General features: G+C 61.7%; 23 protein-coding genes. 4 read left to right on the top strand and 19 right to left on the bottom strand.

The features are described from left to right. Positions 1-372: 372 nt before the first annotated feature. From J2Z75_RS22580 to J2Z75_RS22570, 3 genes are all read right to left on the bottom strand, one after another. The gene (locus tag J2Z75_RS22580; RefSeq protein ID WP_234937511.1) at positions 373-1,551 is read right to left on the bottom strand and encodes a PQQ-dependent sugar dehydrogenase; all 1,179 of its coding nucleotides are present in this window, start codon (positions 1,549-1,551) and stop codon (positions 373-375) included. Positions 1,552-1,627: 76 nt separating this feature from the next. Beyond that, positions 1,628-2,332 carry a class GN sortase gene (locus tag J2Z75_RS22575; protein ID WP_209855036.1) on the bottom strand — a complete coding sequence of 235 codons (705 nt, stop codon included), beginning with the start codon at positions 2,330-2,332 and terminating at the stop codon, positions 1,628-1,630. Further along, entirely contained in the window at positions 2,322-4,676 is a 2,355-nt protein-coding gene (locus J2Z75_RS22570) for a marine proteobacterial sortase target protein (protein ID WP_209855035.1), read from the bottom strand. Before J2Z75_RS22570 ends, J2Z75_RS22575 begins: the two co-directional genes overlap by 11 nt. Before the next feature lie 461 nt (positions 4,677-5,137). Here J2Z75_RS22570 and J2Z75_RS22565 point away from each other — a divergent pair, with 461 nt between their 5' ends. After that, the gene (locus tag J2Z75_RS22565) at positions 5,138-6,340 is read left to right on the top strand and encodes a pyridoxal phosphate-dependent aminotransferase (RefSeq protein WP_209855034.1); all 1,203 of its coding nucleotides are present in this window, start codon (positions 5,138-5,140) and stop codon (positions 6,338-6,340) included. A gap of 189 nt (positions 6,341-6,529) precedes the next feature. Next, the gene (locus tag J2Z75_RS22560) at positions 6,530-7,711 is read left to right on the top strand and encodes an MFS transporter (protein WP_209855033.1); all 1,182 of its coding nucleotides are present in this window, start codon (positions 6,530-6,532) and stop codon (positions 7,709-7,711) included. An 84-nt stretch (positions 7,712-7,795) separates the two neighbouring features. On the opposite strand, the gene J2Z75_RS22555 is transcribed toward J2Z75_RS22560, so the two are convergent. The 7 genes from J2Z75_RS22555 to J2Z75_RS22525 all read right to left on the bottom strand — a co-directional run bounded on the left by J2Z75_RS22555 (position 7,796) and on the right by J2Z75_RS22525 (position 14,258). Next, entirely contained in the window at positions 7,796-8,191 is a 396-nt protein-coding gene (locus tag J2Z75_RS22555; RefSeq protein WP_209855032.1) for a RidA family protein, read from the bottom strand. A 4-nt stretch (positions 8,192-8,195) separates the two neighbouring features. Beyond that, positions 8,196-8,777: an NAD(P)H-dependent oxidoreductase gene (locus J2Z75_RS22550; protein WP_209855031.1), complete on the bottom strand. Its 582-nt coding sequence runs from the start codon at positions 8,775-8,777 to the stop codon at positions 8,196-8,198. Beyond that, positions 8,777-10,183, bottom strand: coding sequence for an FAD-binding oxidoreductase (locus J2Z75_RS22545; protein WP_209855030.1), 1,407 nt, complete (start codon positions 10,181-10,183; stop codon positions 8,777-8,779). Before J2Z75_RS22545 ends, J2Z75_RS22550 begins: the two co-directional genes overlap by 1 nt. A 1-nt stretch (position 10,184) precedes the next feature. Next, positions 10,185-11,498, bottom strand: a complete 1,314-nt coding sequence (locus J2Z75_RS22540; protein ID WP_209855029.1) for a cytosine deaminase — start codon at positions 11,496-11,498, stop codon at positions 10,185-10,187. After that, on the bottom strand, positions 11,498-12,346 hold the full coding sequence (locus J2Z75_RS22535) for an ABC transporter permease (RefSeq protein WP_209855028.1): 849 nt from the start codon (positions 12,344-12,346) through the stop codon (positions 11,498-11,500). Before J2Z75_RS22535 ends, J2Z75_RS22540 begins: the two co-directional genes overlap by 1 nt. Beyond that, the gene (locus tag J2Z75_RS22530; protein ID WP_209855027.1) at positions 12,346-13,170 is read right to left on the bottom strand and encodes an ABC transporter ATP-binding protein; all 825 of its coding nucleotides are present in this window, start codon (positions 13,168-13,170) and stop codon (positions 12,346-12,348) included. Before J2Z75_RS22530 ends, J2Z75_RS22535 begins: the two co-directional genes overlap by 1 nt. Before the next feature lie 71 nt (positions 13,171-13,241). Then, a complete protein-coding gene (locus J2Z75_RS22525; protein ID WP_209855026.1) occupies positions 13,242-14,258 on the bottom strand; it encodes an ABC transporter substrate-binding protein in 1,017 nt (338 codons plus the stop codon). A gap of 183 nt (positions 14,259-14,441) precedes the next feature. Here J2Z75_RS22525 and J2Z75_RS22520 point away from each other — a divergent pair, with 183 nt between their 5' ends. Further along, entirely contained in the window at positions 14,442-15,380 is a 939-nt protein-coding gene (locus tag J2Z75_RS22520) for a LysR family transcriptional regulator (protein ID WP_209855025.1), read from the top strand. Positions 15,381-15,393: 13 nt separating this feature from the next. Here J2Z75_RS22520 and J2Z75_RS22515 read toward each other — a convergent pair whose 3' ends face one another. Together J2Z75_RS22515 and J2Z75_RS22510 are read right to left on the bottom strand one after the other, a co-directional pair. Then, positions 15,394-16,191, bottom strand: coding sequence for a creatininase family protein (locus J2Z75_RS22515; protein WP_209855024.1), 798 nt, complete (start codon positions 16,189-16,191; stop codon positions 15,394-15,396). A gap of 193 nt (positions 16,192-16,384) precedes the next feature. Further along, a complete protein-coding gene (locus J2Z75_RS22510; RefSeq protein ID WP_209855023.1) occupies positions 16,385-17,305 on the bottom strand; it encodes a LysR family transcriptional regulator in 921 nt (306 codons plus the stop codon). A 91-nt stretch (positions 17,306-17,396) separates the two neighbouring features. On the opposite strand from J2Z75_RS22510, the gene J2Z75_RS22505 reads away from it, so the two are divergent. Further along, on the top strand, positions 17,397-18,431 hold the full coding sequence (locus tag J2Z75_RS22505; protein WP_209855022.1) for an NAD(P)H-binding protein: 1,035 nt from the start codon (positions 17,397-17,399) through the stop codon (positions 18,429-18,431). A 3-nt stretch (positions 18,432-18,434) separates the two neighbouring features. On the opposite strand, the gene J2Z75_RS22500 is transcribed toward J2Z75_RS22505, so the two are convergent. From J2Z75_RS22500 to trxB, 7 genes are all read right to left on the bottom strand, one after another. Further along, on the bottom strand, positions 18,435-19,376 hold the full coding sequence (locus J2Z75_RS22500) for a lytic transglycosylase domain-containing protein (RefSeq protein ID WP_234937510.1): 942 nt from the start codon (positions 19,374-19,376) through the stop codon (positions 18,435-18,437). Between the two features lie 78 nt (positions 19,377-19,454). Then, complete coding sequence (locus J2Z75_RS22495) at positions 19,455-19,952, bottom strand: GNAT family N-acetyltransferase (protein WP_209855020.1); 498 nt, start codon at positions 19,950-19,952, stop codon at positions 19,455-19,457. A 63-nt stretch (positions 19,953-20,015) separates the two neighbouring features. Beyond that, positions 20,016-20,837 carry an aminoglycoside phosphotransferase family protein gene (locus tag J2Z75_RS22490; RefSeq protein ID WP_209855019.1) on the bottom strand — a complete coding sequence of 274 codons (822 nt, stop codon included), beginning with the start codon at positions 20,835-20,837 and terminating at the stop codon, positions 20,016-20,018. Between the two features lie 185 nt (positions 20,838-21,022). Further along, positions 21,023-22,147 carry an alkene reductase gene (locus J2Z75_RS22485; RefSeq protein ID WP_209855018.1) on the bottom strand — a complete coding sequence of 375 codons (1,125 nt, stop codon included), beginning with the start codon at positions 22,145-22,147 and terminating at the stop codon, positions 21,023-21,025. A 69-nt stretch (positions 22,148-22,216) separates the two neighbouring features. After that, complete coding sequence (locus J2Z75_RS22480; RefSeq protein WP_209855017.1) at positions 22,217-22,510, bottom strand: ArsR/SmtB family transcription factor; 294 nt, start codon at positions 22,508-22,510, stop codon at positions 22,217-22,219. 659 nt (positions 22,511-23,169) lie between these two features. Beyond that, a complete protein-coding gene (locus J2Z75_RS22475; protein WP_209855016.1) occupies positions 23,170-24,066 on the bottom strand; it encodes a LysR family transcriptional regulator VtlR in 897 nt (298 codons plus the stop codon). A 115-nt stretch (positions 24,067-24,181) separates the two neighbouring features. Further along, positions 24,182-25,156 carry a thioredoxin-disulfide reductase gene (gene trxB, locus J2Z75_RS22470; RefSeq protein WP_209855015.1) on the bottom strand — a complete coding sequence of 325 codons (975 nt, stop codon included), beginning with the start codon at positions 25,154-25,156 and terminating at the stop codon, positions 24,182-24,184. Positions 25,157-25,364 lie beyond the last annotated feature (208 nt).

Raw genomic sequence — 25,364 nt, 5'->3', positions numbered from 1 at the left:
ATTTTAAATTGGCAAGCAAAAGTTTTTTGAAACAAGTGTGCCATTTTGGTTTGTTTAAAAAGCAATCAACTGCCGAAAAATATGATTTTTCGGATTATATATTGCAAGCTATTGAAAATATTGCCGTTTGCTATTTTTTGCATATTTTTTAGGCTGTTTTCGGCAGGGTTGGCCATAGAGCGGCGTGGTACTCCGGTGCACGTCCATAGCTTCTTCAAATATTAACCGTTTGATAAAACTTGCAACTTCGTTGCGGGACCGTGCCGTTGCTCCAACATCGACTCTGTGGAAAGCAAGGGCCTGCCGCTCGCAAAGACCCATGCTTCGGCAGCAGCGGCCAAGTGCGCCGCCCCATACGACAAGGCGGAGCGATCAGCTCTTCTTGTCCGCAGCGGAGATCCGCAGCAGCGCGCCATCGTCTCCGTCCGTCAGCATCAGGATGGAGCCGTCGGGCGCTACCTTGACGTCGCGGATGCGTCCGAATTCGCCCTCGAACAGCCGTTCCTCCGAAACGACCGCGCCGCTGTCGTCCCGCTCCAGCCGTGCCAGCAGCTGATACTTCAGCGCCGCGACCAAAAGATTGCCTTCCCACTGCGGAAACATCGCGCCGTGATAGACATCGATGGCTCCGGGCGCGATCGACGGATCCCAGTAGTAGAGCGGCTGCTCGTAGCCGTCAGCGGCCTGGCCGACGCCGATCTCCACGCCGGAATAGTCTTTGCCATAGGTGATCACCGGCCAGCCGTAATTCCTGCCCGGCTGCGGCGTGTTGATCTCATCGCCGCCGCGCGCACCATGTTCGACGGTCAGCAACTGGTTGTTGGCGGGGTCGATAACGATCCCTTGCGGATTGCGGTGACCCTTCGACCAGATCTCGGGAAGCCCGGTCTTGCCGTCCTTATAGGGGCCGTCCTTATAGGGATTGCCCGACGGGATGCTGCCATCCGCGTTGATATGCAGAATGGCGCCCGCATGGTCGCGCATGTCCTGCGCGCGATCCCGTTCGCCGCGATCGCCGATGCCGAAAAACAAGCTACCATCGGCGGCGATGGCGATCCGTGATCCGAAATGCTGGCCCTTGCCGGTGAATCTGTTCATCCGAAAGAGCTCCTTCACCTCCGCCAGGCTCTTTCCGTCCTCGGCAAGCACGGCGCGCACGATCGCCGTTCCATAACCACCGCCCTCCGCAACCGCCATCGACAGGAACAGCGTCCGGCTGGTCGCAAAGCCCGGATCGAGCGCCACATCGAGAAGCCCGCCCTGTCCCTGGCGCGCCACCTCTGGAACGCCGGCGATCGGCTCCGAAAGTTTGCCGTCCCGGATGGTGCGAAGCGTGCCGCCAAGCTCGGTGACGATGAAGCTGCCGTCGGGCAACACCTCGACCGACCAGGGATTGTCCAGGCCGGAGGCAATCGTGCCGACCTGCACGGATGCTTTCTCCGTCGAAAATTGCGCTGGCTCCTGAGCGAAGGCCAGGGAAGGGGAAGGGGCAGAGAGAAGAGCCGCCGCCAGACCGGCGGATTTCAACAGGTATCCAGGTGTCGTCTTCATCTCGCGCTCCATGTGCTTCCCCTGGAAGCTGGGGTCTCAGACGACGGGATCAAGGCCGGTTAAAGGGTTTCTGCAATCAAAAGGATTTTACCGGGAGTTGAACGGGCTTATCGAGTGCCGAGAGCTTCGATTGTCCGGCGTCCGGAACAAGTTCCGCATTGACGATATAGCGCAAAGGGCCTTGCTCGGTCGCATCGAACGGCCAGCAGGTGGCAAGCGCCAGATTGCGGCCGGGCGCATCCGCGTTGATGCCGCTCTCGTCCCAGCGGGCGATCCGGCTGGTGCCGGCGCGGAAGGTGAGGTTTGTTCCATCCTTGCGGGTGACGAGCAGAAGGTCGCCCGGCTTGACGTCCTTCAGCCAGCGGAAATGCGTGTCACGATGGGCGGCGATGACGGAGGTGCCGAGTTCGCCCGGTGCCGGGGTGTTGGCCAGCCGCGCCGGCCCGAAGGCGAGCGCCTCGCCGCTGGCGCCGGAAAGCACGACGGCGGTCTTGCCGATGCGCGGAGCGGCGATCTCCGCCTCGGTGGAAAAATCGGCCCAGGGCCATGGTTTGACGTCCGCGTCTCCCTGCAGCTGCGCCTCGAAGCTGCGCTTCAGCAGCACCTGCGAAACCTCCGCCTTGGCCTTCATGTAGAAGCCCTTGCCGACCAGCATCAGGCCGGCGAGCGCCACGAGCAGGATCCCGGCCAGCACGACCGTCTCCAGCGCGTTGAGGCGCGCCAGAAAGCCGGCGCGCCCTTCGTCGGTGTGGTTGCCATCATTGCTGCGTTTATCTGACACGGCCGCGTGCCTCCAAAACAAGGCCGCGCAGCTGCCAGCGCCACAGGCTGAAGGTGGTGGCCGCCATCAGGGCGAAGGCGAGCAGCATCAGGCCGATCAGGATATGCCGGTCGGCCAGCGTCGCCGTCTGCGGCAGGTCCACCTGTGTCCCGGCATCGGCGATCAGGCCGGCTGCGCGCGCCGTTGGCGCCGCGGCCATGCGGTCGGCAACCAGCATTGCCTGTTCCTCGCTCTGTTCAAGCGACGCCTTGCGCTGGCCTTCCGGGATCGTCTGTTGCGGCTTTTCGCCAAAGACCTTGTCGAAGTCCCAACCGTCGGGCAGGTTGAGCGGCAGATCGGTGCTGGCCACAGGTTGGCCGGCGGGACGCGATGGCGTGACGTCGACGGCAACGAGACTGGTGACGCGCGAGACGAGATGGTTGGCAAGCGCCACCGTCTCGATCTGCTTGTCGAGCGTCGCCGCGTCGTTCACGGCATAGGCGCTGGCTTCGAGATCATCGATCTTGCGGCGTGCCCAAAGCTTGGCGATACCCTTGCCCTCGGAGGCCTTGGCAACGTCCATCTCGATACGCCAGGGCTGGCTGCCGGTCTTGCCGATGATCTGCAATTTGCCGACAGCCGATGTGCCGTCCAACTGTGCGGTCAGTGCCACCGGCTCGCCGCGATAGAGATCCGGCATCGGGTTTGGTGTGATATCCTGCGCATTCGCGCCATCGAAGGTCACGGCGATATCGGTCATGACAGGCTTTTCGAGCTTGTCGAACAGTTCGCCCATGCGGGCCGCGACCTGATCTTCCGAGCCGATCAGCGTAAACGTGCCACGGCCGATTTCGGCGGCCTTGGTCATGAAGTGAGTGTTGGGCGCCGAGCCGATGCCGACGGTGAAGACGCGGGCATCGCCACGATTCCTGGAGATTTCCGCGAACAGCTGTTCTTCGTTGCCGATTGCGCCATCGGTGAGGAACACCACCTGCCGCAGGGCACCGGGTTCGACGGTCCCTTGCGTGCGCAGCGCCGCCTCCAGCGCCGGCAGCATTTCCGTGCCGCCGTCCGCCGTCAGGCCGCGAACGAAGGCGATGGCATCCTCGCGCTTGTCCGGCGTCGCCTGGACCAGGGACGGAAAATGTACGCTCATCGTATCGTCGAAGCGGATGACGTTGAACCTGTCTTGCGGTTGAAGCTTGGAGATGGCCAGCGCCAGGCTTTCGCGGGCCTGCTCGATCGATTTGCCAGCCATGGAGCCGGAATTGTCGATGACGAAGACCACCTCGCGCTTCGGCCGCGCGTCTGTCGCGGCGGCATCATCGGCCGGCGGCGTCACGAAGCCGAGCAGATAGGTCTTGCCGTTCATCGTCTCGCGGAACAGGCCCGCATGCGGCGTCTTGCCGGCGCTCGCAGTCCAGCTCAGCTCGAAATCCTTGTCGGCCGGGACGCTGCCGCTCTTCAGCGAAATCGTCCGCGCCATGTCGTCGACGGTCTGCGTGTCTGTCGCATGGAATGGCGAGGTCACGTTGCCGAGCGGGAAACCGGCGTTCAGGTTGACCGTCAGCGTCACCGGATTGATCCGGGCGTTCTCGGCCGGGTCCAGCACCGGTGCCGTGATCCTGTCGCGATCCGGAACCGGGTCGTTGGCCGCATAACCGGAATTGGGGTCGAGATCGACGGTCTGGACGATCGGATCCGGATTGTAGCGGGGTGCGACGACCATCGGGAACCGGAGCGAAAATTCGCCGCCCGACTGATGCACGCTGCTCTGGTATTCGATCTGCACGACGATGGTTTCGCCGGGGCCGATATTGGCGACCTGGTTGGTGAAGATGTTGGGGCGCTGCTGCTCTAGAAGCGCCGTCTTCTTGCCCTCGGCCTTGGCCTGCTCATAAACCTTGCGGGCCTCTTCGCGGGCCTTGATCTCGCCCTCGATGAAGCGGTCGCCGATCTGCATCTTGAGCGTATCGACGGCGGAGTTTTCCGGCAGCGGAAAGACATAGGTGCCCTCGACCCAGCCCTTGCTCGGGTTCTGGAAGCGCTGGGTGACGCGGGTGCGGATGATCGGGCCGTTGACGTCGATCACCACGTCGGTCGCCAGGCGCGGCGCTTCGACGAAGGAGCCGGGCTCCTTGGAGGGGAAGAGCAGGGCGCCGGTGCCCATGTCGTTGGGATGCACATAGCCGGCGAAACGTTGCGGCTTGCCTTCGGCCGTTTCGGCTGCCGCGTGCGAGAAAAAGCCCATCGCGAAAAGCAGGACCAGAGTTACCGCCGCAAGGGCTGCGACCAGCAGATATTCGATGTGTCGGGTGTGCGAGCGGCTTGGCGGCGCTCCCGCATTTTCGGTGTCCAGAAGCATTGCAGGCCCCCTCGGCGCAAATGGATTCGTCTGCCATCAGAAAAGCCCCGGAAACCGGCTGCACAAGGACGGAATTGCGGCAGGCCAAGGCATTTGTTGTGACCAAATCAAGGCGTTGCGGAAATTCGTCAAAGCTTTTGTTTTTGATGAATAAATTCCCGTACAGGAACGTTATTCTCCCTCGTGTCCATGAGGCCGCAGCATCTTGCCATTTCTCTTTAGCCGGGTCGAAAAAGCAGAGTCGTTTCAGGTATCTGCGCAGCGTGGCCGACAAAGTGATTCATCCAATCGGGTGATGTCACCGATGAAACATTGTCATGGTCACGCATTTTGCCGACTTTTACGGGCATTTGCGCTTGAAACCGGGGCTGTCTTTCGACATACACCTAACCGCTATGGAGGCAGGCAGAGCCCGCTCCATTGGCCGCATGCTGTTTCAACCTGATCAGGACAAACATATCATGGCCTTTCTTGCCGACGCTCTTTCCCGTGTAAAGCCATCCGCCACCATCGCCGTTTCCCAGAAAGCCCGGGAGCTGAAAGCCAAGGGCCGCGATGTGATCGGGCTTGGCGCCGGGGAGCCGGATTTCGATACGCCGGACAATATCAAGAAGGCCGCCATAGACGCGATCAACCGCGGCGAGACGAAGTACACGCCGGTTTCGGGCATCCCGGAACTGCGCGAGGCGATCGCCAGGAAGTTCAAGCGCGAGAACAACCTCGAATACACCGCCGCCCAGACGATCGTCGGCACCGGTGGAAAGCAGATTCTTTTCAACGCCTTCATGGCGACGATGAATCCAGGCGATGAAGTCGTTATCCCGGCACCTTACTGGGTGTCCTATCCGGAGATGGTGTCGATCTGCGGCGGCACGCCGGTGTTCGTCGAAGCGACGCAGGCCAATAATTTCAAGCTGACCGCCGAAGACCTCGACAAGGCGATCACGGACAAGACCAAGTGGTTCATCTTCAACTCGCCGTCCAACCCGTCGGGCGCTGCCTACAGCCATGCGGAACTCAAGGCCCTGACCGACGTGCTGCTCAAGCATCCGCATGTCTGGGTGCTGACCGACGACATGTACGAACACCTGACCTATGGCGACTTCAAGTTCGCCACACCGGTCGAAGTCGAGCCGAAGCTCTATGACCGCACACTCACCATGAACGGTGTTTCCAAGGCCTATGCCATGACCGGCTGGCGCATCGGCTATGCGGCCGGCCCGCTGGCGCTGATCAAGGCGATGGACATGATCCAGGGCCAGCAGACCTCGGGCGCCTGCTCGATCGCCCAGTGGGCGGCTGTCGAGGCGCTCAACGGCACCCAGGACTTCATTCCGGAAAACAAGAAGATCTTCGAAGGCCGCCGCGATCTGGTCGTCTCGATGCTGAACCAGGCCAAGGGCATCGAATGCCCGTCGCCGGAAGGTGCGTTCTACGTCTATCCGTCCTGCAAGGGCCTGATCGGCAAGACGGCGCCTTCGGGCAAGGTCATCGAAACCGACGAGGACTTCGTTTCCGAGCTGCTGGAATCCGAAGGCGTCGCCGTCGTCCACGGCTCGGCCTTCGGCCTCGGCCCCAACTTTCGTATCTCCTACGCGACCTCGGAAGAGCTGCTTGAGGAAGCCTGCAAGCGCATCCAGCGCTTCTGCGGCGCCTGCAAGTAAGGAATCACTGCAATGCAACAGGAGCCCGCCGGAAACGGCGGGTTTTTTGTTGGTAGTCATTGGCTCCCATCGGGCAGTCAGCGTAGCGACATCTGGCCTAACAGCCTTAAATTACTGCCCCGAACACGCCCCGCGGGTTCCACTTCCGCGCGATTCCCGGTACATGACCGCCTGTCGAGGAGCCAAGTCATGAATATCGCGCCGCATCACAGGATCTACATCTGTTTCTTCCTGTTCGCCGTCTCGCTTGGGGCGCTGCTGGCCCGCATGCCTGATTTGCAAGTGGCTTTGAATGTCAACAAATCCGAGCTGGGACTGACCCTCATCGGCATGGCGATCGGTGCGCTGATTTCGCTGACATTCTCTTCGCCGCTGATCGCGCATCTGGGCGCGCGAACGACCGCCTTCGTGACCGTTCTTGGCACTGCTGCGTCGTTCGCAATCGTTCCCTGGGTCGGCGCGGCACCGATGGTTTTCTGCGTGCTGTTCGGGGCAGGGCTTCTGGCCGGCGCGCTGGAAATCAATCTCAATGTCGAGATCGACCGCCTCGAGGCGCAGCTCTGCCGCGGCATCATGAATCGTGCCCACGGTTTCTGGAGCTTCGGCTTCTTTGTCACGGCGCTGATCGCGTCGGCCGTGCGCCAGGCCGAAATCTCGATGCAGCTTCATCTTGCAGTCACGCTCGCTGTCGTTCTGATCGTCGGAACGATTGCCATTTCCGGCATCCGCAACGCGCCGGCGCGGGCTGTTGTGCATGAGGCGAAGGCGCCGCTGCTGGCCCTGCCGACCCTTGGCCTCCTGCCGCTCTGCATTATCGGCGTCGCTGCCTTCCTCGTCGAAGGTGCCGGCATCGACTGGTCGGCGATCTACATGCGTGACGTCTTCGCGGTCGAGCCGTTCATCGGCGGCCTCGGCCTGACGCTGTTCACCTTCTTCATGGCGATGGCACGACTATTCATCGACCCGGTCGTCGACCGGTTTGGCGCCCGCGCTGTCGCCACGGCCCTGCTGATCCTGTCGGCGATCGGCCTCAGCGCCGTCTGGCTGGCGCCGCACGCCTATGTCGCGCTGCTCGGCTTCGCGCTGATGGGGGCTGGATGCAGTGCGGTCTATCCGCTGGCGGTGTCGGCTGCCGCCCAGCGCACCGACCGGGCGGCGCAGGTGAATGTCGCAGCGCTCGGCCAGGTGACGTTCATCGTCTTCTTCCTCGCCCCGCCGCTGCTTGGCTTCATCGCCGAACATGCCGGCATCCGCACGTCCTACCTCGTCTGCCTGCCGTTGATCATCTATGCGCTGTTCTCGGTCAAGGCGCTGGCGCCGCGGCGAGGCCCGGAAGGCGCGGCGGATGGCTCATTGCCATCGCTCCCATAGGTGTTTGGCGGCTTGCGACACCAGTTCGTGTCGCCTCGTACCCTAAACAGACGCATTCTGTTGTCGCCGGATGACCCTGCGATCTCAGACAACCTTGGCGGCGGTCACTTCCACCTCGACCAGAAATTCCGGCCGGGTGAAGCCGCTGACGATGATCAGGGTCGAGACCGGTTTCGGCTCCAGTGTGTAGCGGTCGCGGACCGCCATATAGGCCGGAAAGTCCTCGCGTCTGGTGACGAAACCGCTGATGCGGATAACGTCGGCGAAGCTCATGCCGGCGTCCGACAGGATGGCGCCGATCGCCGCAAAGCAGAGTTCGGCCTGCGCCGTCACATCGGGCGGAATGGTGTCGTCGAGGCCGATCCCCAGTTGCCCGGAGGTTACCAGCAGGCTGGCGCCCGGCGGCACCATCAGGCCGTGATTGTAGTTGCCGAAGGGGCGGCGGACCGAGGGGGGATTGAAGGCGGTTTTTTCCGGCATCGGCTCAGAACCTCTCCATCTTCGCCTTCACCTTTGCCATGAAGCGCGACCGGGTTTCTTCCGTGCAATTGTTCATGTCGTAGTGGGCGAGAAAGGTGACAGGCGACCACGGATTGATCTGGGCGCGCAGCAACCGCTTGACGATCTTCTTCGGCGGATTGCCGGCGACAAACGCCCGGAACGGTGTCGCGCCATAGGTCATGACAGCGCCGAGCTTGCGGATATGGCGCAGCCGCGATTGAACCTTGCCGTCCACCAGCTCGAAGGAAATGCCCGGCAGCCAGACGCGATCGAAATAACCTTTCAGGATCGCCGGAAAGCCGAAATTCCAGACCGGCGTGACAATGACCAGCCCCTGCGCCGCCAGAAGCCGGTCGCAATAGTCCTTCACCAGCGCGGTATTGTCCGGATAGTCGTGATAGATCAGCCGGTCGCGGCGCGACAGGACCGGATCAAAACCCTCTGCATAGAGATTGCAATCATCGACGTCATGACCGGCCGCCTGAAGGCTTTCGCGGGTCAGCCGGTGCAGGGCGCCGCCGAAACTTTCCTCGACCGGGTGGGAATGCAGCAGCAGGACACGCATCAGACCCCCAGTGCCGCAAGGCCGGGGAAGAGGTAGTTCTTGCCGGCAGTAAAGTCGAAATCCGGATTGTCCCAGGCGATCATCTTGCCGGGGTTGAGCAGGCCCTTGGGGTCGGTCTGTTTCTTGAAGGCGAGCTGGGTCGTGTCGGTCTGCTTCATGCCGCCTTCTTCCAGTGTGTAGCGATGCGGATTGAAGATCGGGCAACCATTGTCTTCATGGATGCGGATGATTTCTTCCAGCCGCGCTTCAGTGGTGTAGCGCACCAGCGGCAGGCCTGAGCACTGGATGGCCGCATCGAATTTGATGAACTCGAGATGCCCCGGCACTTCGTCGCCGAAGATCTCCACCAGTTTCCCAACCTTGGCAACGTGATCGGGACCTGGGTACTGCACCTGCAGATAGGTGAAGTTCGGATCGACCTTCAGGGCGCGCAGCGTCGTGTGGTTCCAGGCGAGTTCATAGGCATGCGGGATGCCTTTCATGCTCTCGACCTTGTCGGAGCGAAACAGGATCTCGCCTTTCTGCTGGGCGACGAAGGCAGTGAACGGATCCATCGCATGCGGCGCGATCATGATCACCACGACCGACTGGTTGCGATCGCGCAGGAAGGGCTTGTGGCGGGTGAAATAGTCGTAAGGGATCGGGGCTGCGATCGGCGCCACCTCCTTCAGCAGCAGGCCGTTCATATGGCTGAGCGCATCGGAAAAGCGGACGGCCTCCATGAAGTCGTCATAGCCGACCAGAACGTCCACCCAGTCGTAGGCCGGGGCGAGCGGCATTTCGACTTCGGTGATAATGCCGTTGGTGCCATAGGCGTGGCTGACCTTCTGCAGGTCCCAACCGGTGAGGTCCAGCACCTGCGGTTCGGCCTCCATGGTGACGACGCGCAGGCGGAGAATATTGCCGAGATCGCGCAGCCCACCCCAGGTGATCGAACCGACGCCGCCCGATCCGCCGGCGATGAAGCCGCCGATGGTTGCGGTCTGGGCGGTCGAGGGGTGGAAGCGCAACTCCTGGCCGGAATGGGCCTTGGTCTGTTTGTCGAGCTGGGAAATGACGACGCCGGGCTCGCAGATAACCCGGCCGGGCTGGATGGATTTGACCTTGTCCATGCCGGCGAGGTTGAGGATGATGCCGCCCGAGAGCGGCATGGCCTGGCCATAGTTGCCGGTGCCGGCGCCCCGCGGGGTCACGGGTGCCCCGTGCGCGTAGGCGACCTTCAGGGTGCGGATAACCTCTTCCTCGGTCTTGGGCGAAACGACGAGGTCGCCGGTGACGTTCTCCAGCTGACCCTTCAGGATCGGTGAGTACCAGAAGAAGTCACGGCTCTTCTGGCGCACCAGCGCTGGATTGTCCTCGACGGCGATGCCTTCGAGTTCCTTCTTGATGGCGGCGTAGTCGGGCATGTCATGCTCCAAGGATCGGGTCGAGTTCGCGGTAGTCCGGCAGGCTGCGGTCGATGCCCATGCCATTCCGCATCACGATGCGGTCGGCCTGCGGACGGGAAAGGAATTCGCTCCAGCGGCGGGCGCTGAAAAGCACGAGATCGGCGGGACCGCCGACGGCAATGCGGCCAAGGTCCGGGCGGCCGAGAATATCGGCGGGCGAGGTGGTGACGACACGGGCCGCATCCGTCAGCGGATGATCGAGATGCAGGATGCGCACGGCCTCGCGGAAGACTTCGACCGGGTCCATGTCGCCATAGGCATAGAAGGGATCGCGGGTATTGTCCGACGACACGGCGGTGGCGACGCCGGCAGCCGCAAGCTCGTGAAACAGCGTCACCCCGCGCCAGCGCGGCGTGCGGCCCGGATGCCGGTCCTGCAGATACATGTTGCACATCGGCAGCGACACGACGGAGATGCCGGCACGGGCAACGAGGTCGATGGTGGTGCTTGCCACGTCCTCGTCCTGCCGGGCGAGAGAACAGCAGTGGCCGACGGTGACGACACCTTCGAAGCCATGACGAAGTTTGGCTTCGGCGATGGTCTTCAGTGTCAAAACCTGTTTTTCCTCGGTCTCGTCGACATGCAGGTCGATGTCGAAGCCGTTCTCCGCGGCAGTGCGAAACAGGAGATCGAGGCGCTCCTCCAGGTCCGGCATCAGGTAGGTGACGCCGCCCAGAACACCTTTTTGCTCCCGGATGACCGAAACAAGATCATCAAAAAACGCCTCGTCGTAAATCTTGTCGAGCGGGAACAGGGCGACCGCCTGCAGCGCAATCCGGTCTTTCCACGCCTCGCGGACCTCGGAGAACACCTCGAAGGAAATGCGGTGCTGGGGTGCAATGGAATCGAGGTGGGTACGGATCAGGTGGGTGCCATGCGCGTAGGCCGAGCGCAGTGAAAATTCCATCCGCGTCCTCACGTCGGAAGCCGACCAGTTGGCCTCGCGGTCGATGCCGACATTGTCGAGCGCGCCCATGAAGGTTCCGTCCGGGTTCGGGCGGCGCGGCCAGATGTGACCCTTGTCGAGATGGGTGTGCATGTCGGCAAAACACGGCCAGACCATGCCCTGGCGCAGATCAGCCTTCGGCAGTTCCGCCGGAGCGGTGCCTGCGGGCAGGACGGCGTCGATCTTGCCGTTGGAAATCACGATATCGACAGACGCCAACCCTTCGATGGCGGGGCCGGTGGACGCGGTCACCGCGATTGCCGGAACCGTGGCGTTGCTGAGCGCGAAATGCGGAGCGTCCGGCAGGAAAAGGAAAGGGGTCGACATCAGTTTTCCCTTTTCAGGCTGCTCTCGTGCCAACGATGCAGGCTCAGCCATGAGATGAAGGAGGTCAGCGCGAAGATCGCCACGCCGAGCAGCGACAGCAGGATCAGGGCTGCAAACAGCCGCGGAATGTTCATCCGGTACTGAGCCTCAAGCAGCCGGAAGGCAAGGCCGGAACCGGCGCCTGCCGAACCTGCCGCGAATTCGGCGACGACGGCGGCGATCAGCGCCAGCCCGCCGCCGATGCGAAGCCCGGTCATGAAATAGGGCAGGGACGCCGGAAGCTTCAAGTAGAGCAGCGTCTGCCAGCGCGACGCGCCGTAGAGATCGAACAGGTTCAAAAGGTTGTGATCGACGCTCTTCAGCCCCTGCACCATGTTCGACAGGATCGGGAAGAAGGCGACGAGAAAGGCGCAGATCAGCAGCGCAACCTGCGTCGAGGGTGCATAGATCAGGATCAAGGGCGAGATGGCGACGATCGGGGTCACCTGCAGGATGACGGCGATCGGGTAGAAGGCGATTTCGATCCAGCGTGATTGCACCAGGAAAACCGCAAACCCGACGCCGCCGATGAGAGCGAGAAGAAGCGACAGCAGCGTGATCTTGGTGGTGATCCAGAGCGCCGGCGACAGGGTGTGCCAGTCGGTGACGAGGGCGTTGGCAACGGCAACGGGGCTCGGCAGGATATAGGGAGGAACCCCGGAAACCGTGACGCCGATATGCCAGAGCAGGACCATGATCGCGAGCACGAAGAAGGGCACGAGAACGCGCAGCAGCAGGTCGCGGTTCCTGTTGCGGAAGGATGAGGGGATGACAGCGGATGTGTCGGACGCTGTGCCTTGCGTGCTCATCAGTGCTCTCCCGATCCGATAGCTTCGAGCAGCATGGTCGAGACTTTTTCGCAGGCCTGGCGATATTCCTCCGAGGTCCGGTAATGGGCGTCGCGCTCCAGGCTGGTGCGCAGCGGAAAGTCGGCATGGACGCGGCCGGGCCTGGCCTTCATCACCACGATGCGGTTGGATAGATAGGCGGATTCGAACACCGAATGGGTGACGAAGATCACTGTGATGCCGGTTTCCTTCCACAGGCGCAGCACGTCGTCGTTGAGCTTCTGGCGAGTGATCTCGTCGAGTGCGGCGAAAGGCTCGTCCATCAACAGCAGCTTCGGCTTCGTCACCAGCGCGCGGGCGATGGAGACGCGCATCTTCATGCCGCCGGAGAGTTCGCGCGGATAGGCGTCGGCGAAATCCTTGAGGCCGACGGTCGCAAGCGCCTCGACGATCTGCGGGCGGGCAGCGGCTTGCGAGACGCCGCGCAGTTTCAGCGGCAGATGGACATTGCCGAAGACGGTCTGCCAGGGCATCAGCGTCGGCTCCTGAAAGACGAAGCTGATGTCGCCTTCCGGCAGGCCTCTGGAGTTGATTCGTGAGCTTGGCCAGTCGATCTTGCCGGACGATGCGTCGCCGAGTCCGGCGATGATGCGCAGCGCCGTCGACTTGCCGCAACCTGACGGCCCCAGCAGGCTGACGAATTCTCCGCCTTCCACGACGAGCGACATGTCGGAGAGCGCCAGCGTGCCGCTCGAAAACCGTTTCGACACCGAATCCATGGCAACCAACGGCCGTTTGCGTCCGTCGATGGACCGCTTCGGCGCGTGCGTCCCTGCTAAAATCATTGCTGTCTCGGCTGTTGGACAGTTTCTGTGACCCGCCGCCAGGCCGGCGGCGGGAAATGACCGGGGTACCGTTATTTCTTCAGCGCCATGCCGACGCCCTTGCAGGTAAACTGCGCGGCAAAGGCCTTCTTGTAGTCGGTTTCGGCCTTGAACAGCTTCATGGCGACGCCGTCGTCGAAGAATTTCTTGTAGTGCTCCTCGGTGAGGCAGCCGATGCCTTTTTCAAGCGCCGCGCCGGATTCCAGAATGCCGTATTCCTTCATCTTGGCGATCGAATAGGCGATCTGGCCGTCGGTCATTTCCGGGTTGTCGGTCTTGATCAGGGCGTTGGCCTTGGCATTGTCGCCATAGAGATAGTTGTACCAGCCTTCGATCGAGGCATCGACGAAGCGCTGCACCAGGTCCGGGTTGGTTTCGACCAGCGATGCCTGCGTGGTGATCATCGTCGAATAGGGCGAGTAGCCGCTGTCGGCCAGCAGGAAGACCTTCGGCGTCATGCCAGCCTGCTTCTCGATCTCATAGGGTTCCGACGTCAGATAACCCTGCTGGGCGGATTGCTTGTCGGCGAGAAAGGGGGCCGGGCTGAAGTTGTAGGGCTTGTACTGCTCGTCCTTGAAACCGGGGAAGTTCGCCTTCATCCACTCGAAATAGGTGAGGTAGCCGTCCTTGCCCATGAAGATCGTCGGCAGTTTGGCCAGATCCTCGAATTTTTCGATGCCCTGATCCGGATGGGCGATCAAAACCTGCGGGTCCTTCTGGAAGATGGCGGCGACATCGACGATCGGGATACCCTGTTCGACAGCGGAAATTTCGGCCTGTGGGCTGCCCATGAAGAAGTCGATCTTGCCCGAAATCAGGAGCGCGCCGTTGGCGGCGTTCGGTCCTCCCTGTACGATCGTGACGTCAAGACCGTGCTTTGCATAGGTGCCATCGGCGACTGCCTGGTAAAAACCGCCATGCTCGGCCTGCGCCAGCCAGTTGGTGCCATAGGTCACCTTGTCGGCGGCGGCGGCCTGGGTGGATGCGAGGACCAAGGCGCCGAGGCCGGCAATGACAGGAATTGCATTCGATTTCAGTAGATTGCGCATTCTGCGTCGTTCCCCTTTGATGCAACGGACGGCCGTCATTGATCGTCCATTTTCTCCATTTGAGCGGTTGCTTTGCTCTTTGAAAAGCATCAAAATTCGTCCGCATTGATGCCTTTTAAGCATCTATCTGCGGACTGCGTTCAAAGTGTCGGTCCGCTGCGCGAACGATGAAAGAACAGGCTGATGCTGCATTCCCGAAAGCTGCAATATATCAACGAAATCGCCCGTTGCGGGTCCATTCGCAAGGCCGCCGCCCGCCTGAATGTCGCGTCCTCGGCGATCAACCGCCAGATCCTGGCGCTGGAGGAGGAAATCGGCGTACCGATCTTCGAGCGGCTGCCGCGCGGTCTGCGGCTGACGGCTGCGGGCGAACTCTGCATCGAGCATATCCGCGACGTGCTGAAGAATTACGAGCGGCTGGAATCGCGCATTCGCGGTTTGAAGATGCCGCAGGCGGGCAAGGTGTCGATCGTGACCACGGTCGGATTGGCAGCCGGGCCGTTGCCGGAAATCATCGCCAAGTTCATCGGCCAGCATCCGCGTGTGCGTATCCAGTTGCGCAACGACGGCGGCTCGACCACGCTTCACCCGGTTCTGACCGGCGAGGTCGATATCGGCCTCGGTTTCAATATCCCGGCGACGCCCGGCATCCGCACGCTTGCCAATTTCGACGTGCCGATCGGTGTCGTTCTGCCGCCCGGACACAAGCTGGCGGGCACCGGTCCGATCAGTCTCGCCGATGTCGTGCAGGAGCGGCTGGTGCTGGCGCAAACCGGCACCAGCCTGCGCGATGTCATCAATCTGGCGCTGGCGCCGCTGCCGGTTTCGGTGGAGCCGGTGGTGGAGACCAATGCCTCGGAGATGCTGAAACAGTTGGTCAAATCCGGCACCGGCCTGACCCTGCTCAACCCGCTGGATGTGATCGTCGAATGCCGGCGCGGCGAACTGGTGTTCCGCCCGATCGCCGAGACGCATTCCCGCCAGCCGATGAAGCTGTTTGCGCGGGCGCGGGCGCCGCTCGATGCCGCCACCAGCCTGTTCGTCGAATATCTGATGGCGGAATTGCTGGCGATGATGCAGGAACTGCAGACCAACGGTCACATTCTGGCGCCGGAAAAATGAGGCCGGACCGTTCCTATTTCGAATAGAGATGGGAGAGAGGGTAGTTGGTCAGATCGTCGAGAAGGTCGATGAAACCCTTTGCCTGGTGCCGGGCGATCAGCGCGCCCTTTTCCGCCGTGCCGAGCGACGCGTCGCCAACGACGCCGTTGGGGTTGAGATCATGGGCGATCCAGGCCAGTGAATGCGGTGGCAGGGGTTGCAGGTAGCGGGTGTTGTCCTTCATCCATTCGGCCCTGGAGGCGAAATTCTCGGCCTTGTCCATGCGCACCAGATCGGCACGGAAATGCAGCATCATCGAGGTTTCCATGTCGCCGCCGTGAATGCCGAACTTCTGCTCGTGTTCGCTGATCAGGCCTTCGGGGCTGCCGAAGCGCGACCACTGGGTGGCGACGACCGCCATGGAAAAACGCACGCGCAGTTCGCGCGCGACGATGTTCATGACATCGAGATTGCCGCCATGCGAATTGACGATCACCATCTTGCGCACGCCGGCTTCCGCCACCTTGCCGCCGATTGCGGTCCAGGCGGGAATGAGGATCTCCGCCCCGAGCGACAGGGTGCCGGGGCCGTAGATATGCTCGTTGGCCTTGCCGATCTCCTGCGTCGGAAGAACGAGAACGTCCAGTGTTTCCGGCAGTTGCTTGCGCACCTCGGACAGCATGCCGTTGGCGATGGTGACATCGGTGGAGATCGGCAGATGCGGACCGTGCTGCTCGGTGGAAGCGATCGGCAGGATGGCAATGGTCCGGTCGACCGACAAATGGGCGAAGTCGCCGGTATTCAACTCGTTCCAGAAAAATGGTCTGCTCATGGCTGCGTCCCCGCTCGTCATTCTAAGCGAGGAATACGGGAAGATTACGGGCAACGAAAAGCATCAATTTGCGCCCGGCGCGATGCCTTTTTGTGTGCGTTGTCTGCTCGCCGAAACAGATGTGCATTCAACACCCCGGCCGTCATATGCGTATTGATGCAATGGCTGAGCGCGGGCGCCTCTGCAATCCCGACTATTCGATGGTCCCGCCAAATGTTCCGGATTTCCCGATATAGGCCAGCAGTCCCTCCACCAGTACATCGAAGCTGGCGCGGCAGCGGGGCGTGGTCTTCAGGTTCTCGTGCATGACGACGAAGGTTTCGAGCGGCAGTTCGAATTCCGTCTCGAACAGCCGTACGATGTCGGGATCGCGCCTGGCGAGCGCCACCTGGCAGACGCCGATGCCGAAGCCGGCGCGGATCGCCGCCAGCTGCGCCAGGTTGCTGTCCGCCCGGAACGAGGGACGCATCAGCTCGATCAGCGGGACACGTTTGCGGATCGCCCGCACGAAGGCGCTTTCCCGGTCGAAGCCGATGGTGCGGTGGTGGAGCAGGTCTTCCAGCTTTTCCGGGAACCCGTGTTTGTCGAGATAGCGCCGGTGCGCGTGCAACCCGAGCGGAATGCCGCCGATCCGGCGGGTGATCAGTGCGTCCTGTTCGGGCGCTACCATGCGCACGGCGATATCGGCCTCCTGCCGCATCAGGTCCTCGACGGCATCGGACAGGGAAAGCTCGATGACGAGGTCCGGGTACCGGTCGTTGAGCGCCGCGAGCATCGGCGGCAGCACCTCGATGCCGATCACCTCGCTGGCACTGATGCGCACCGTGCCGCGCACACCGCCGCCCAGTCCAGTCGCTGTCCTGAGCAAGGCAGCCGCGTTGGCGGCCAGCTGTTCGGCATGCGGCCTGAGCTCGGTTGCCGCTTCCGTCGGGATCAGCCCCTGCGGCGAGCGGATGAACAGCTGGAAGCCGATGATATCTTCCAGCGCATCGATATGCCTGCCGATGGTCGGCTGCGTCAGCCCGAGTTCGCGGGCGGCGGCAGACAGCGATCCCTCCTGCAGAACGGTCAGGAAGGTGCGGTAGAAATCCCAGCTCGGTTCGATTTTGTTCATCTATTTTTGTATATCAGATAAATTGTTTTCGGCAATTTCGTTTATCTGTAATTGCGCTCAGGATGATCTCCATCGAACACGGAGATCAGACATGACCGGCGAAACAAGACAGACAGCCCTCATCCTTGGCGCCACCGGCGGCATCGGCAGCGCGGTTGCCCGAACCCTCAAGGCACGCGGCTGGGCGATCCGCGCCCTGCATCGCGACGCCGCCAAAGTCGCCCCGAAAAGCCCGGACTTCGAATGGGTGCAGGGCGACGCAATGAACGCCGGCGATGTGCTTGCCGCGGCACGAGACGCAAGCCTGATCGTTCACGCCGTCAACCCGGCCGGCTATCGCAACTGGGGCACGCTGGTCCTGCCGATGATCGACAACACGATCGCGGCGGCCAAGGCTGTCGGCGCCACGGTGCTTCTGCCCGGCACGATCTACAATTTCGGTCCCGACGCCTTCCCGCTGCTGCATGAAAAATCGCCGCAAAACCCGGTCACGGCAAAGGGAAAGATCCGCGCCGAGCTGGAACGCCGCCTGGAAAGAGCATCGCAGGATGGCGTTCGGGTCATCGTCGTCAGGGCAGGGGATTTCTTTGGTCCGGGCGCTGCCAACAGCTGGTTCTCCCAGGGACTTGTCACGCCCGGAAAGCCGGTCGCCACCGTCACCTATCCCGGCAGGAAGGGTACCGGCCATCAATGGGCCTATCTGCCTGACGTCGCCGAAACGATGGCGCGGCTGGTCGATCGCCGCAAAACGCTGGCGCCGTTCGCCGTCTATCACATGCAGGGTTTCTGGGATGAGGACGGTACACGGATGGTTGCCGCGATCCGCCGCGCCAGTGGCAACCCGGATATGAAGGTCAAGGCGTTTCCCTGGTGGATGATGCCGTTCGTCTCGCCCTTCGTGCCGCTGCTGAAGGAACTGCGGGAGATGCGCTATGTCTGGCAGGAGCCTTTGCGCATGCCGAACGACAGGTTGATCGCCGCCATCGGGGCCGAACCGTGGACGCCGATCGACGCGGCCGTGCGGGCGTCGCTTGCCGATCTCGGCTGCCTGCCGCCGGAAGCGGCGCTGCCGCAACGGGCTCTGCCGGCGCCGCGTCAAGGCGAAGCGGTCGAGGTCGCGGGATAATGCTTAGTTCTTGAAAACGATGCAGGCGCCGCCACCCTTGCGGATTTCAGTGCACACCGCATCGGCCTCGGCCCGCGTCTGGCGGCCGATGCGGGCGGTGTAGCGCAGCCGGGTACCGAAAGCTCTGTTGCGCTCCCGCTGGATCAGCGGCTTTTCGCTATTGAGCGGTGAGGGCATGCGGCTGACGGTGGCAAGGAACAGCCGCTCCGCCACGGATTTCTGGAAATGCGCCGAAAGTTGCGCTCCCCACGGTGCCCATGTGCCTTCTTCCTCGAATTCCACCTCCTTCAGGCGCCGTTTGCCGGCAAGGGCTGTGCAGGCGTCATAGAATGACTTGTCCTTGTCGAGCCGCAGGTCGAGCGAGGCCGGTGGATTGTCCTTCCATTCCTCCACCGGGTGGGCGGTGATGGCGAGCACATAGGCACGGGTCTCGTAAGGCAGGTTGCCGGTCGCCAGAAATGTGCCAAGACCGCCTTCTCCGGCATTGTAGGCGGCCGCGGCAAGGCCGAGATTGCCGAAGCGGTCGCGCAACGCATCGAGATATTCCGCCGATTTCCCCAGCGCTTCCAGCGCATCGAAGCTGTTGGAGAGCCCGCGCAGCTTCGCGGTTGACGGAATGAACTGCGCGATGCCCTCGGCTCCTTTGGGGCTGACGGCATCCGGCCGGAACAGGCTTTCCTTCCAGATCAGCCGTGCGAAGAAATCGGGCGGCAGGGCGTTGGTTTCGGCGAAATGGCCAAGGGCGGTGCAGATATCGCGGCTGAAGCTGCGGGCACGGACGCAGAGTGTCGTGCCGGCCGTTTCGGCGGAATACAGACACGGCGGTGCGCGCCATTCCGGCTGGGCTAGGGCGATGCTGGGGCTTGGGAACGTGCCGCTAGCCAGTGTAACGGCAAACAGCGCCGTCAGCCACGCCCGATCGTGCCGCTGTCCTTCGTGTTTCATCCGCAGAGCGACCATCCGCCAAACATCTCGATGGCCCTTGATAGCACCGATGCGGTGGTTTCGGGAGGCGGCTTATGCCTATTCCGGCAAGGTCAGCTGCATGAAGGTCAGGTCCAGCCAGCGGTCGAACTTGGTGCCGACCTCCTTCATCTGGCCGGTGATCTTGAAGCCGAGCTTTTCGTGCAGCCGGATCGATGCTTCGTTGCTGGCCTCGATGCCCGCCACCATCACATGTTTGCCGCAGGCCGCCGCGCGCTCGATCAGGGCCAGCATCAGCAACCTGCCGATGCCGCCGCCGCGCTGGTTCTTCTCGACATAAACCGAATGCTCGACCGTGTGGCGGTAGCCGTCAAAGGCTCTCCAGTCGCCGAAGGAGGCATAGCCGGCGATCGTGCCATCGTCGGCAACGGCCACCAGCACCGGATAGCCGAGACGCTTGCGATCAGCCAGCCAATTGGCACGGTTTGCAAGATCGACCTGTGTGTCGTTCCAGATCGCCGTCGTGTTCAGCACGGCATCATTGTAGATGTCGCGAATGGCGGGCAGGTCGGTCTCCTCGGCGTCGCGCAGGTGCATCAGGTGTCTCCAGCAGTTTGCCGAAGCTCTATGCCGCGGCAGCACCGTTGTACAGCCGGTAAATCATCCCTTGCCCGAAACAGGCCAAGTACCGCTGGCAAGCTCCGCGGCGGCAATTTCCGCGACATGAAGAGCCGGTGCCGGGTCGTCGCCATCCTCAAGCGACCACGCGGCGGAAAGTCCCGCATAGGCGAGGATCCAGCGCAATAACCGCTCCGGCGCAAGGCCTGATTCCCGTACGACGATGGGCAGCTGGCGGCGCAGTCTTGCCGGGTCCTTCGCCGCCGCCGGGTCCGGATTGCAGAACAGGTTGGCATAGTCATAGCCGCGTTCGCCGAACAATCCCTTCGGGTCGATCGCCAGCCAGCCCCGGTCTTCGAAATCGAGGATATTGCCGTGGTGGATATCGCCGTGCAGGACGCCGATCTCCTGGGGCATGGCAAGCAGCGCTTTTGCGACAGCGTTCGAGTTGCCAAACATGCCGCCGTGGGCGGAAGCCGCCGCTTCCAGCGCGCGGAACCGGATGTCGAGGGGGACAAGCTCGGGATAGGGTTTGGCAGGCGGCCTGTGAAGGGTTTGAACGGTCCTGCAGATGATCCGGCTTGCCGCGTCATCTTCGCCATTCATCGCCATGAACAGCAGCGAGCGCTTGCCTTCAGCCCGTTCCAGCAGGATCGCCTCACCGTCACGGGCATAGACCTTGGCAGCACCTTCGCCGTCCCACCACTGCATCAGCAAGCCGCCGCGCGTTTCCTCAGCGATGGTCGCTACCTTCAGCATGGCGGGCAGGCCCTGCCAGCGGACGGGGAGGAGGCGGCTGGAGTGGGTGACGACCGGCGCGCCGTCGGGCGTGAGTCCCCATGCCTTGATGTAAGGGTCAAACATTGCAGGCCCTTCGCTTGAAGATTTTCAAGGTTGGAGAAACGGTGGTTCGCTTCCTCTTCTCCCCGCAGGGGAGAAGAGGCAATAAGCGTCACCCCGCGAGGCATGCGGTGCACGAGTTTGGCGCAAGAGGTCACCCCACCCCGGCACCGCGTGCCGACCCTCCCCCTCAAGGGGAGGGTGGATTATCAAGCGACCTGCTGCTCGAGTACCGGGTAATCCGTATAACCCTTGGCACCGCCGCCGTAGAACGTGGCCTGATCCGGCGTGTTGAGTGGCGCATTGTCCTTCAGGCGCTGCACCAGGTCCGGATTGGCGATGAACGGCTTGCCGAAGGCGACGAGGTCGGTCTTGCCCTCAGCGACGGACTGGATGGCGAGTTCGCGGTCGTAGCCGTTATTGGTCATCCAGGCCGCTTCGCCGCCGGCCTTTTCATAGGCCTGGCGCAGCGCCTTGTAGTCGAAAGGCTTGTCGCCCTGCTGGAAATCGCGCGGGCCGCCGGTCGCACCCTCGATGACGTGGATGTAGGACAGCTTGTACTTGGCGAGGCCCTCGACGACATAGGTGAACAGCGTCTGCGCATCCGGATCGGAGCTATCGTTGGCCGGCGTTACCGGCGAAATGCGGATGCCCGTGCGGCCCTCGCCGATTTCCCTGGCGATGACGTCGACGACCTCAAACAGGAAGCGGGCGCGATTTTCGATCGGGCCGCCATATGCGTCGGTGCGCACGTTCGAGCCCGAACGCAGGAACTGGTCGATCAGGTAGCCGTTTGCCGCATGGATCTCGACGCCGTCGAACCCGGCATCGATGGCTGCGCGGGCCGCCTTGTGATAGTCTTCGAGGATACCCGGGATTTCGGAGAGTTCGAGCGCGCGCGGCTCGGAAGTCTCTGCGAATGTGCCGGTGCCGTCTTCGTTGATCAGATAGGTCTTCGACTTCGCCTGAATGGCGGAGGCAGACACCGGCTTGCCGCCGTTCGGCTGCAGCGAGGTGTGGGAGATCCGGCCGACATGCCACATCTGCACGACGATCTTGCCGCCGGCCTTGTGCACGGCGTCCGTCACCTTGCTCCAGCCGTCAAGCGCTTCCTTGGTATAGAGGCCCGGAACGTCGGCATAGCCCTGGCCCTGATGGGTGATCGCGGTTGCTTCGGTGATCAGCAGGCCGGCGGTGGCGCGCTGCTCGTAATAGGTGACGTTGAGCGTGTTCGGCACGGCGCCCGGCGAGCGGTTGCGGGTCAAAGGCGCCATCACGATACGGTTGGCAAGTTCGATGTCGCCGATCTTGATCGGGTCGAAGAGGGAAGTCATGGGAAGTCCTTTTCGTTCGTTACGGGTGTTATTGTCTTGAGAGGATAAAACCTGGGGTCAGCCTGCCCGTCAGAGCGTGTTGCCGATGTCTTTCAGGAACGTCTCGATTGTTTCTTCGTTCCGCTTGTAGAAAATCCACTGACCGACACGTTTGGTGGTAACGAGGTCTGCTCGCTGCAGGATCGACAGATGACCGGAAACGGTCGATTGCGACAGGCCGCAGCGCTCGAACTGGCTGGCGCAGATGCCCATGTCGAGTGGATGGTGCTGGTCGGAAAAATGCGCCTCCGGCTCCTTCATCCAGCCAAGCATCTCGATGCGCTTGGGATGCGCCAGTGCTTTCAAGATTTCGTCCCTGTCCATCGATCGTCTCTGTATCGTTAAATCCCGATATACCGATACGTAGATCGGGATATGCCGATATTCAAGTCACGTCTTTGTGAGGAGTGTTCAGGAGGTGATTGGGCTGGACCGCGAAATTCTGGGCAAAAAAAGAGGGCCACTGGAGGTCAGGGCCCTTTTTGAGATGTGAAGGTTAAAAACCTCCAGAGGGGAACAGCTGCTGCGGTGGCACTGGGAGGAAGAAGACCACCATGTGCATCAGCTTGAAGGGATATGGGAAAGTGCTGCGCAGATTTCAATGCTGGGGGCCAAGAAAAATTGCAACTTTAAGGATGTGCTTGAAATCAGGGCAAAAAAAGAGGGCCACAAGAAAAACTTGGGCCCTTTATAGTTATGAAGGTATTTAAACCTCCAGAGGGGAACAGCTGCTGCGGTGGCACTGGGAGGAAAAAAGCCACCAAGATGCATCAGCTGCAGTCGGTATGATGGTTTTTTGGGCTATTCGCAATCATTTAATATGCATGACAGCCATGTGCTGAGCGCAGCTCTGCGTATTTTTGAGGCGATTTCCCGCGTGAGCCACTTGCACGGAATGAGCGTATTGGAAAAACACAAATTAAAACAGCAGTTTGTCTAGTCGGAATATAGAGAGCATTTTTTGTGCAGCTGCGAAGGCCGCATCAGAAGTTCCAGTTGCGTGCCTTGGCGACGATGAAATCGCGGAAGACTTTCAGCTTGGCGGCGTTCTTCATCTCGTCCGGATAGCAGAAATAAGTATCGAAGGACGGAATATCGGCACCGATCGGCAGTTGAATGAGGCCGGGATCGCGACCGACGATATAGTCGGGCATCATGGCGATGCCGATGCCGAGCAGGCAGGCGCGCTTGATCGATGTCTGGCTGTTGATCTGCAGATGCGAGGGGCGGGGATTGTCCGAATCGCGTCCGGCGATCTCCAGCCAGTTGACGTCGAGCAGATAGTTGGGGGCCGGCTCGCCGAAGGTGATGATGCGGTGGTTGTCGAGATCCTCGATCGACTGCGGCTCTCCGTACTTGTTGATGTAGGAGGGAGCGGCATAGACATGCATGTGCACGGTGAAGAGCTTGCGCTGGATGAGATCGGACTGCTGCGGCTGGCGCAGCCGGATGGCGCAGTCCGCGTGGCGCATGTTGACGTCCAGTTCCTCGTTGTCGAGGATCAGCTGGACCTGCATGTCGGGATAGAGCGACAGGAATTCCTGCACCTTGTCGGTGAGCCAGCCCTGGCCGAGGCCGACGGTCGTGGTGATGCGCAGCTTGCCGGTGGGCTTGTCGGTGTTCTCCGTCAGCTGGACCTTGACGCCTTCGAGCTTCATCAGCACTTCGTGGGCGGTCCGGTAGAGGATTTCGCCCTGTTCGGTGAGGATCAGGCCACGGGCGTGGCGGTGGAACAGCTTGATGCCGACATCCTGCTCGAGCGAGCTGACCTGCCGGCTGATGGCCGATTGCGAAAGGTGCAGTTTGTCGGCCGCATGGGTGAACGATCCCGCTTCCGCCGCCGCATGGAAAATACGCAGTTTGTCCCAGTCTAGCGGCATGCCGTCCCCCATAGGTACTTGTGGCGGAAAACGGCCTCGTTGTTCCCCGCCATAAGGCTGATTGGTCTGTTCCCACTCAGGAGCGGCCTTTGACCGCTCCCATCATTCGCGGCTTCTATTCGGCCGCAATTGCGACAGGCATGTGGCCCGCCAGGTATTTTTCTGCCTCGAGCGCTGCCATGCAGCCCATTCCCGCAGCCGTGATCGCCTGACGGTAGATATCGTCCGTCACGTCGCCCGCCGCGTAGACGCCTGCAACATCAGTGGCAGTCGAATCGGGAGCTGTCCAGAGGTAGCCGTTCGGCTTCAGCCTCAACTTGTCCTTGAAGAGCTCGACCGCAGGCGCATGGCCGATCGCCACGAACACGCCGTCGATCGGCATCTCGCTTAAAGCACCCGTCTTGGTGTTGCGCAGCTTGACGCCGCTGACGGAGGCCGGCATCGGCGGCTTGGCGGCAGCGCCGGTATATTCCGTCACCTCGTGATCCCAGAGGATCTCGACGTTTGCCTTGGCGAACAGCCGTTCCTGCAGGATTTTTTCGGCGCGGAAATGATCGCGGCGATGTACGACGGTCACGGTCTTTGCCAGGTTCGACAGATAGAGTGCTTCCTCGACAGCCGAATTGCCGCCGCCGACCACGATCACGTTCTTGTTGCGATAGAAGAAGCCGTCGCAGGTGGCGCAGGCAGAAACGCCGAAGCCCATGAAGGTCGGCTCGCTGTCGATGCCCAGCCATTTCGCCTTGGCGCCGGTGGCGATGATCAGCACATCGGCCGTCCAGTCGGTACCGCTGTCGGTCTTGAGCCTGAACGGCCGCACCGAGACATCGACATCGGTCACGAGGTCGTTGACGATCTCGGCGCCGACATGAGTTGCCTGCTTCAGCATCTGCTCCATCATCCAGGGACCTTGGACCGGATCGGCATAGCCCGGATAATTCTCGACATCGGTGGTGATCATCAACTGGCCACCCTGTTCCATGCCGGCGATCAAAACCGGATTGAGCATGGCGCGCGCCGAATAGATCGCGGCGGTGTAGCCTGCCGGGCCGGAGCCGATGATGAGAACTTTGGTGTGTCGGGCAGTCATGGTCCGGGTCCTTCGATGGCCGGGACGGTATAGCAGCGTCCGGCTTCGTCAAATGGTGAGAAAATCCTATCTAGTTTAGGGATTCTCGCAGCCCTGTTTCAAGGGCGGCGCTGTTGATACACACAGATGTGTTGCTCCATTGCCCCGGTTTCGTGAGGTTTTTGTGCATGACACACGAAGACGCCCTCGTTTTTCCATCCGAATACGT

The organism is Rhizobium herbae (assembly GCF_017873135.1).
Taxonomy (GTDB): Bacteria; Pseudomonadota; Alphaproteobacteria; order Rhizobiales; family Rhizobiaceae; genus Pararhizobium; species Pararhizobium herbae.
This window is presented reverse-complemented; position numbering and strand designations above follow the sequence as displayed.

Bases quoted from the DNA above. Each gene is read 5' to 3' on its own strand.
- J2Z75_RS22550 (WP_209855031.1), bottom strand. From the start codon at position 8,777: ATGCGTGTCCTGCTGCTGCATTCCCACCCGGTCGAGGAAAGTTTCGGC.
- J2Z75_RS22475 (WP_209855016.1), bottom strand. From the start codon at position 24,066: ATGCCGCTAGACTGGGACAAACTGCGTATTTTCCATGCGGCGGCGGAA.
- J2Z75_RS22560 (WP_209855033.1), top strand. From the start codon at position 6,530: ATGAATATCGCGCCGCATCACAGGATCTACATCTGTTTCTTCCTGTTC.
- J2Z75_RS22540 (WP_209855029.1), bottom strand. From the start codon at position 11,498: ATGTCGACCCCTTTCCTTTTCCTGCCGGACGCTCCGCATTTCGCGCTC.
- J2Z75_RS22515 (WP_209855024.1), bottom strand. From the start codon at position 16,191: ATGAGCAGACCATTTTTCTGGAACGAGTTGAATACCGGCGACTTCGCC.
- J2Z75_RS22545 (WP_209855030.1), bottom strand. From the start codon at position 10,183: ATGCCCGACTACGCCGCCATCAAGAAGGAACTCGAAGGCATCGCCGTC.
- J2Z75_RS22555 (WP_209855032.1), bottom strand. From the start codon at position 8,191: ATGCCGGAAAAAACCGCCTTCAATCCCCCCTCGGTCCGCCGCCCCTTC.
- J2Z75_RS22520 (WP_209855025.1), top strand. From the start codon at position 14,442: ATGCTGCATTCCCGAAAGCTGCAATATATCAACGAAATCGCCCGTTGC.
- J2Z75_RS22495 (WP_209855020.1), bottom strand. From the start codon at position 19,952: ATGCACCTGCGCGACGCCGAGGAGACCGACCTGCCCGCCATTCGCGAC.
- J2Z75_RS22535 (WP_209855028.1), bottom strand. From the start codon at position 12,346: ATGAGCACGCAAGGCACAGCGTCCGACACATCCGCTGTCATCCCCTCA.
- J2Z75_RS22525 (WP_209855026.1), bottom strand. From the start codon at position 14,258: ATGCGCAATCTACTGAAATCGAATGCAATTCCTGTCATTGCCGGCCTC.
- J2Z75_RS22490 (WP_209855019.1), bottom strand. From the start codon at position 20,837: ATGTTTGACCCTTACATCAAGGCATGGGGACTCACGCCCGACGGCGCG.
- J2Z75_RS22565 (WP_209855034.1), top strand. From the start codon at position 5,138: ATGGCCTTTCTTGCCGACGCTCTTTCCCGTGTAAAGCCATCCGCCACC.
- J2Z75_RS22500 (WP_234937510.1), bottom strand. From the start codon at position 19,376: ATGAAACACGAAGGACAGCGGCACGATCGGGCGTGGCTGACGGCGCTG.
- J2Z75_RS22530 (WP_209855027.1), bottom strand. From the start codon at position 13,170: ATGATTTTAGCAGGGACGCACGCGCCGAAGCGGTCCATCGACGGACGC.
- J2Z75_RS22570 (WP_209855035.1), bottom strand. From the start codon at position 4,676: ATGCTTCTGGACACCGAAAATGCGGGAGCGCCGCCAAGCCGCTCGCAC.
- J2Z75_RS22480 (WP_209855017.1), bottom strand. From the start codon at position 22,510: ATGGACAGGGACGAAATCTTGAAAGCACTGGCGCATCCCAAGCGCATC.
- J2Z75_RS22485 (WP_209855018.1), bottom strand. From the start codon at position 22,147: ATGACTTCCCTCTTCGACCCGATCAAGATCGGCGACATCGAACTTGCC.
- J2Z75_RS22505 (WP_209855022.1), top strand. From the start codon at position 17,397: ATGACCGGCGAAACAAGACAGACAGCCCTCATCCTTGGCGCCACCGGC.
- J2Z75_RS22510 (WP_209855023.1), bottom strand. From the start codon at position 17,305: ATGAACAAAATCGAACCGAGCTGGGATTTCTACCGCACCTTCCTGACC.
- J2Z75_RS22580 (WP_234937511.1), bottom strand. From the start codon at position 1,551: ATGAAGACGACACCTGGATACCTGTTGAAATCCGCCGGTCTGGCGGCG.
- trxB (WP_209855015.1), bottom strand. From the start codon at position 25,156: ATGACTGCCCGACACACCAAAGTTCTCATCATCGGCTCCGGCCCGGCA.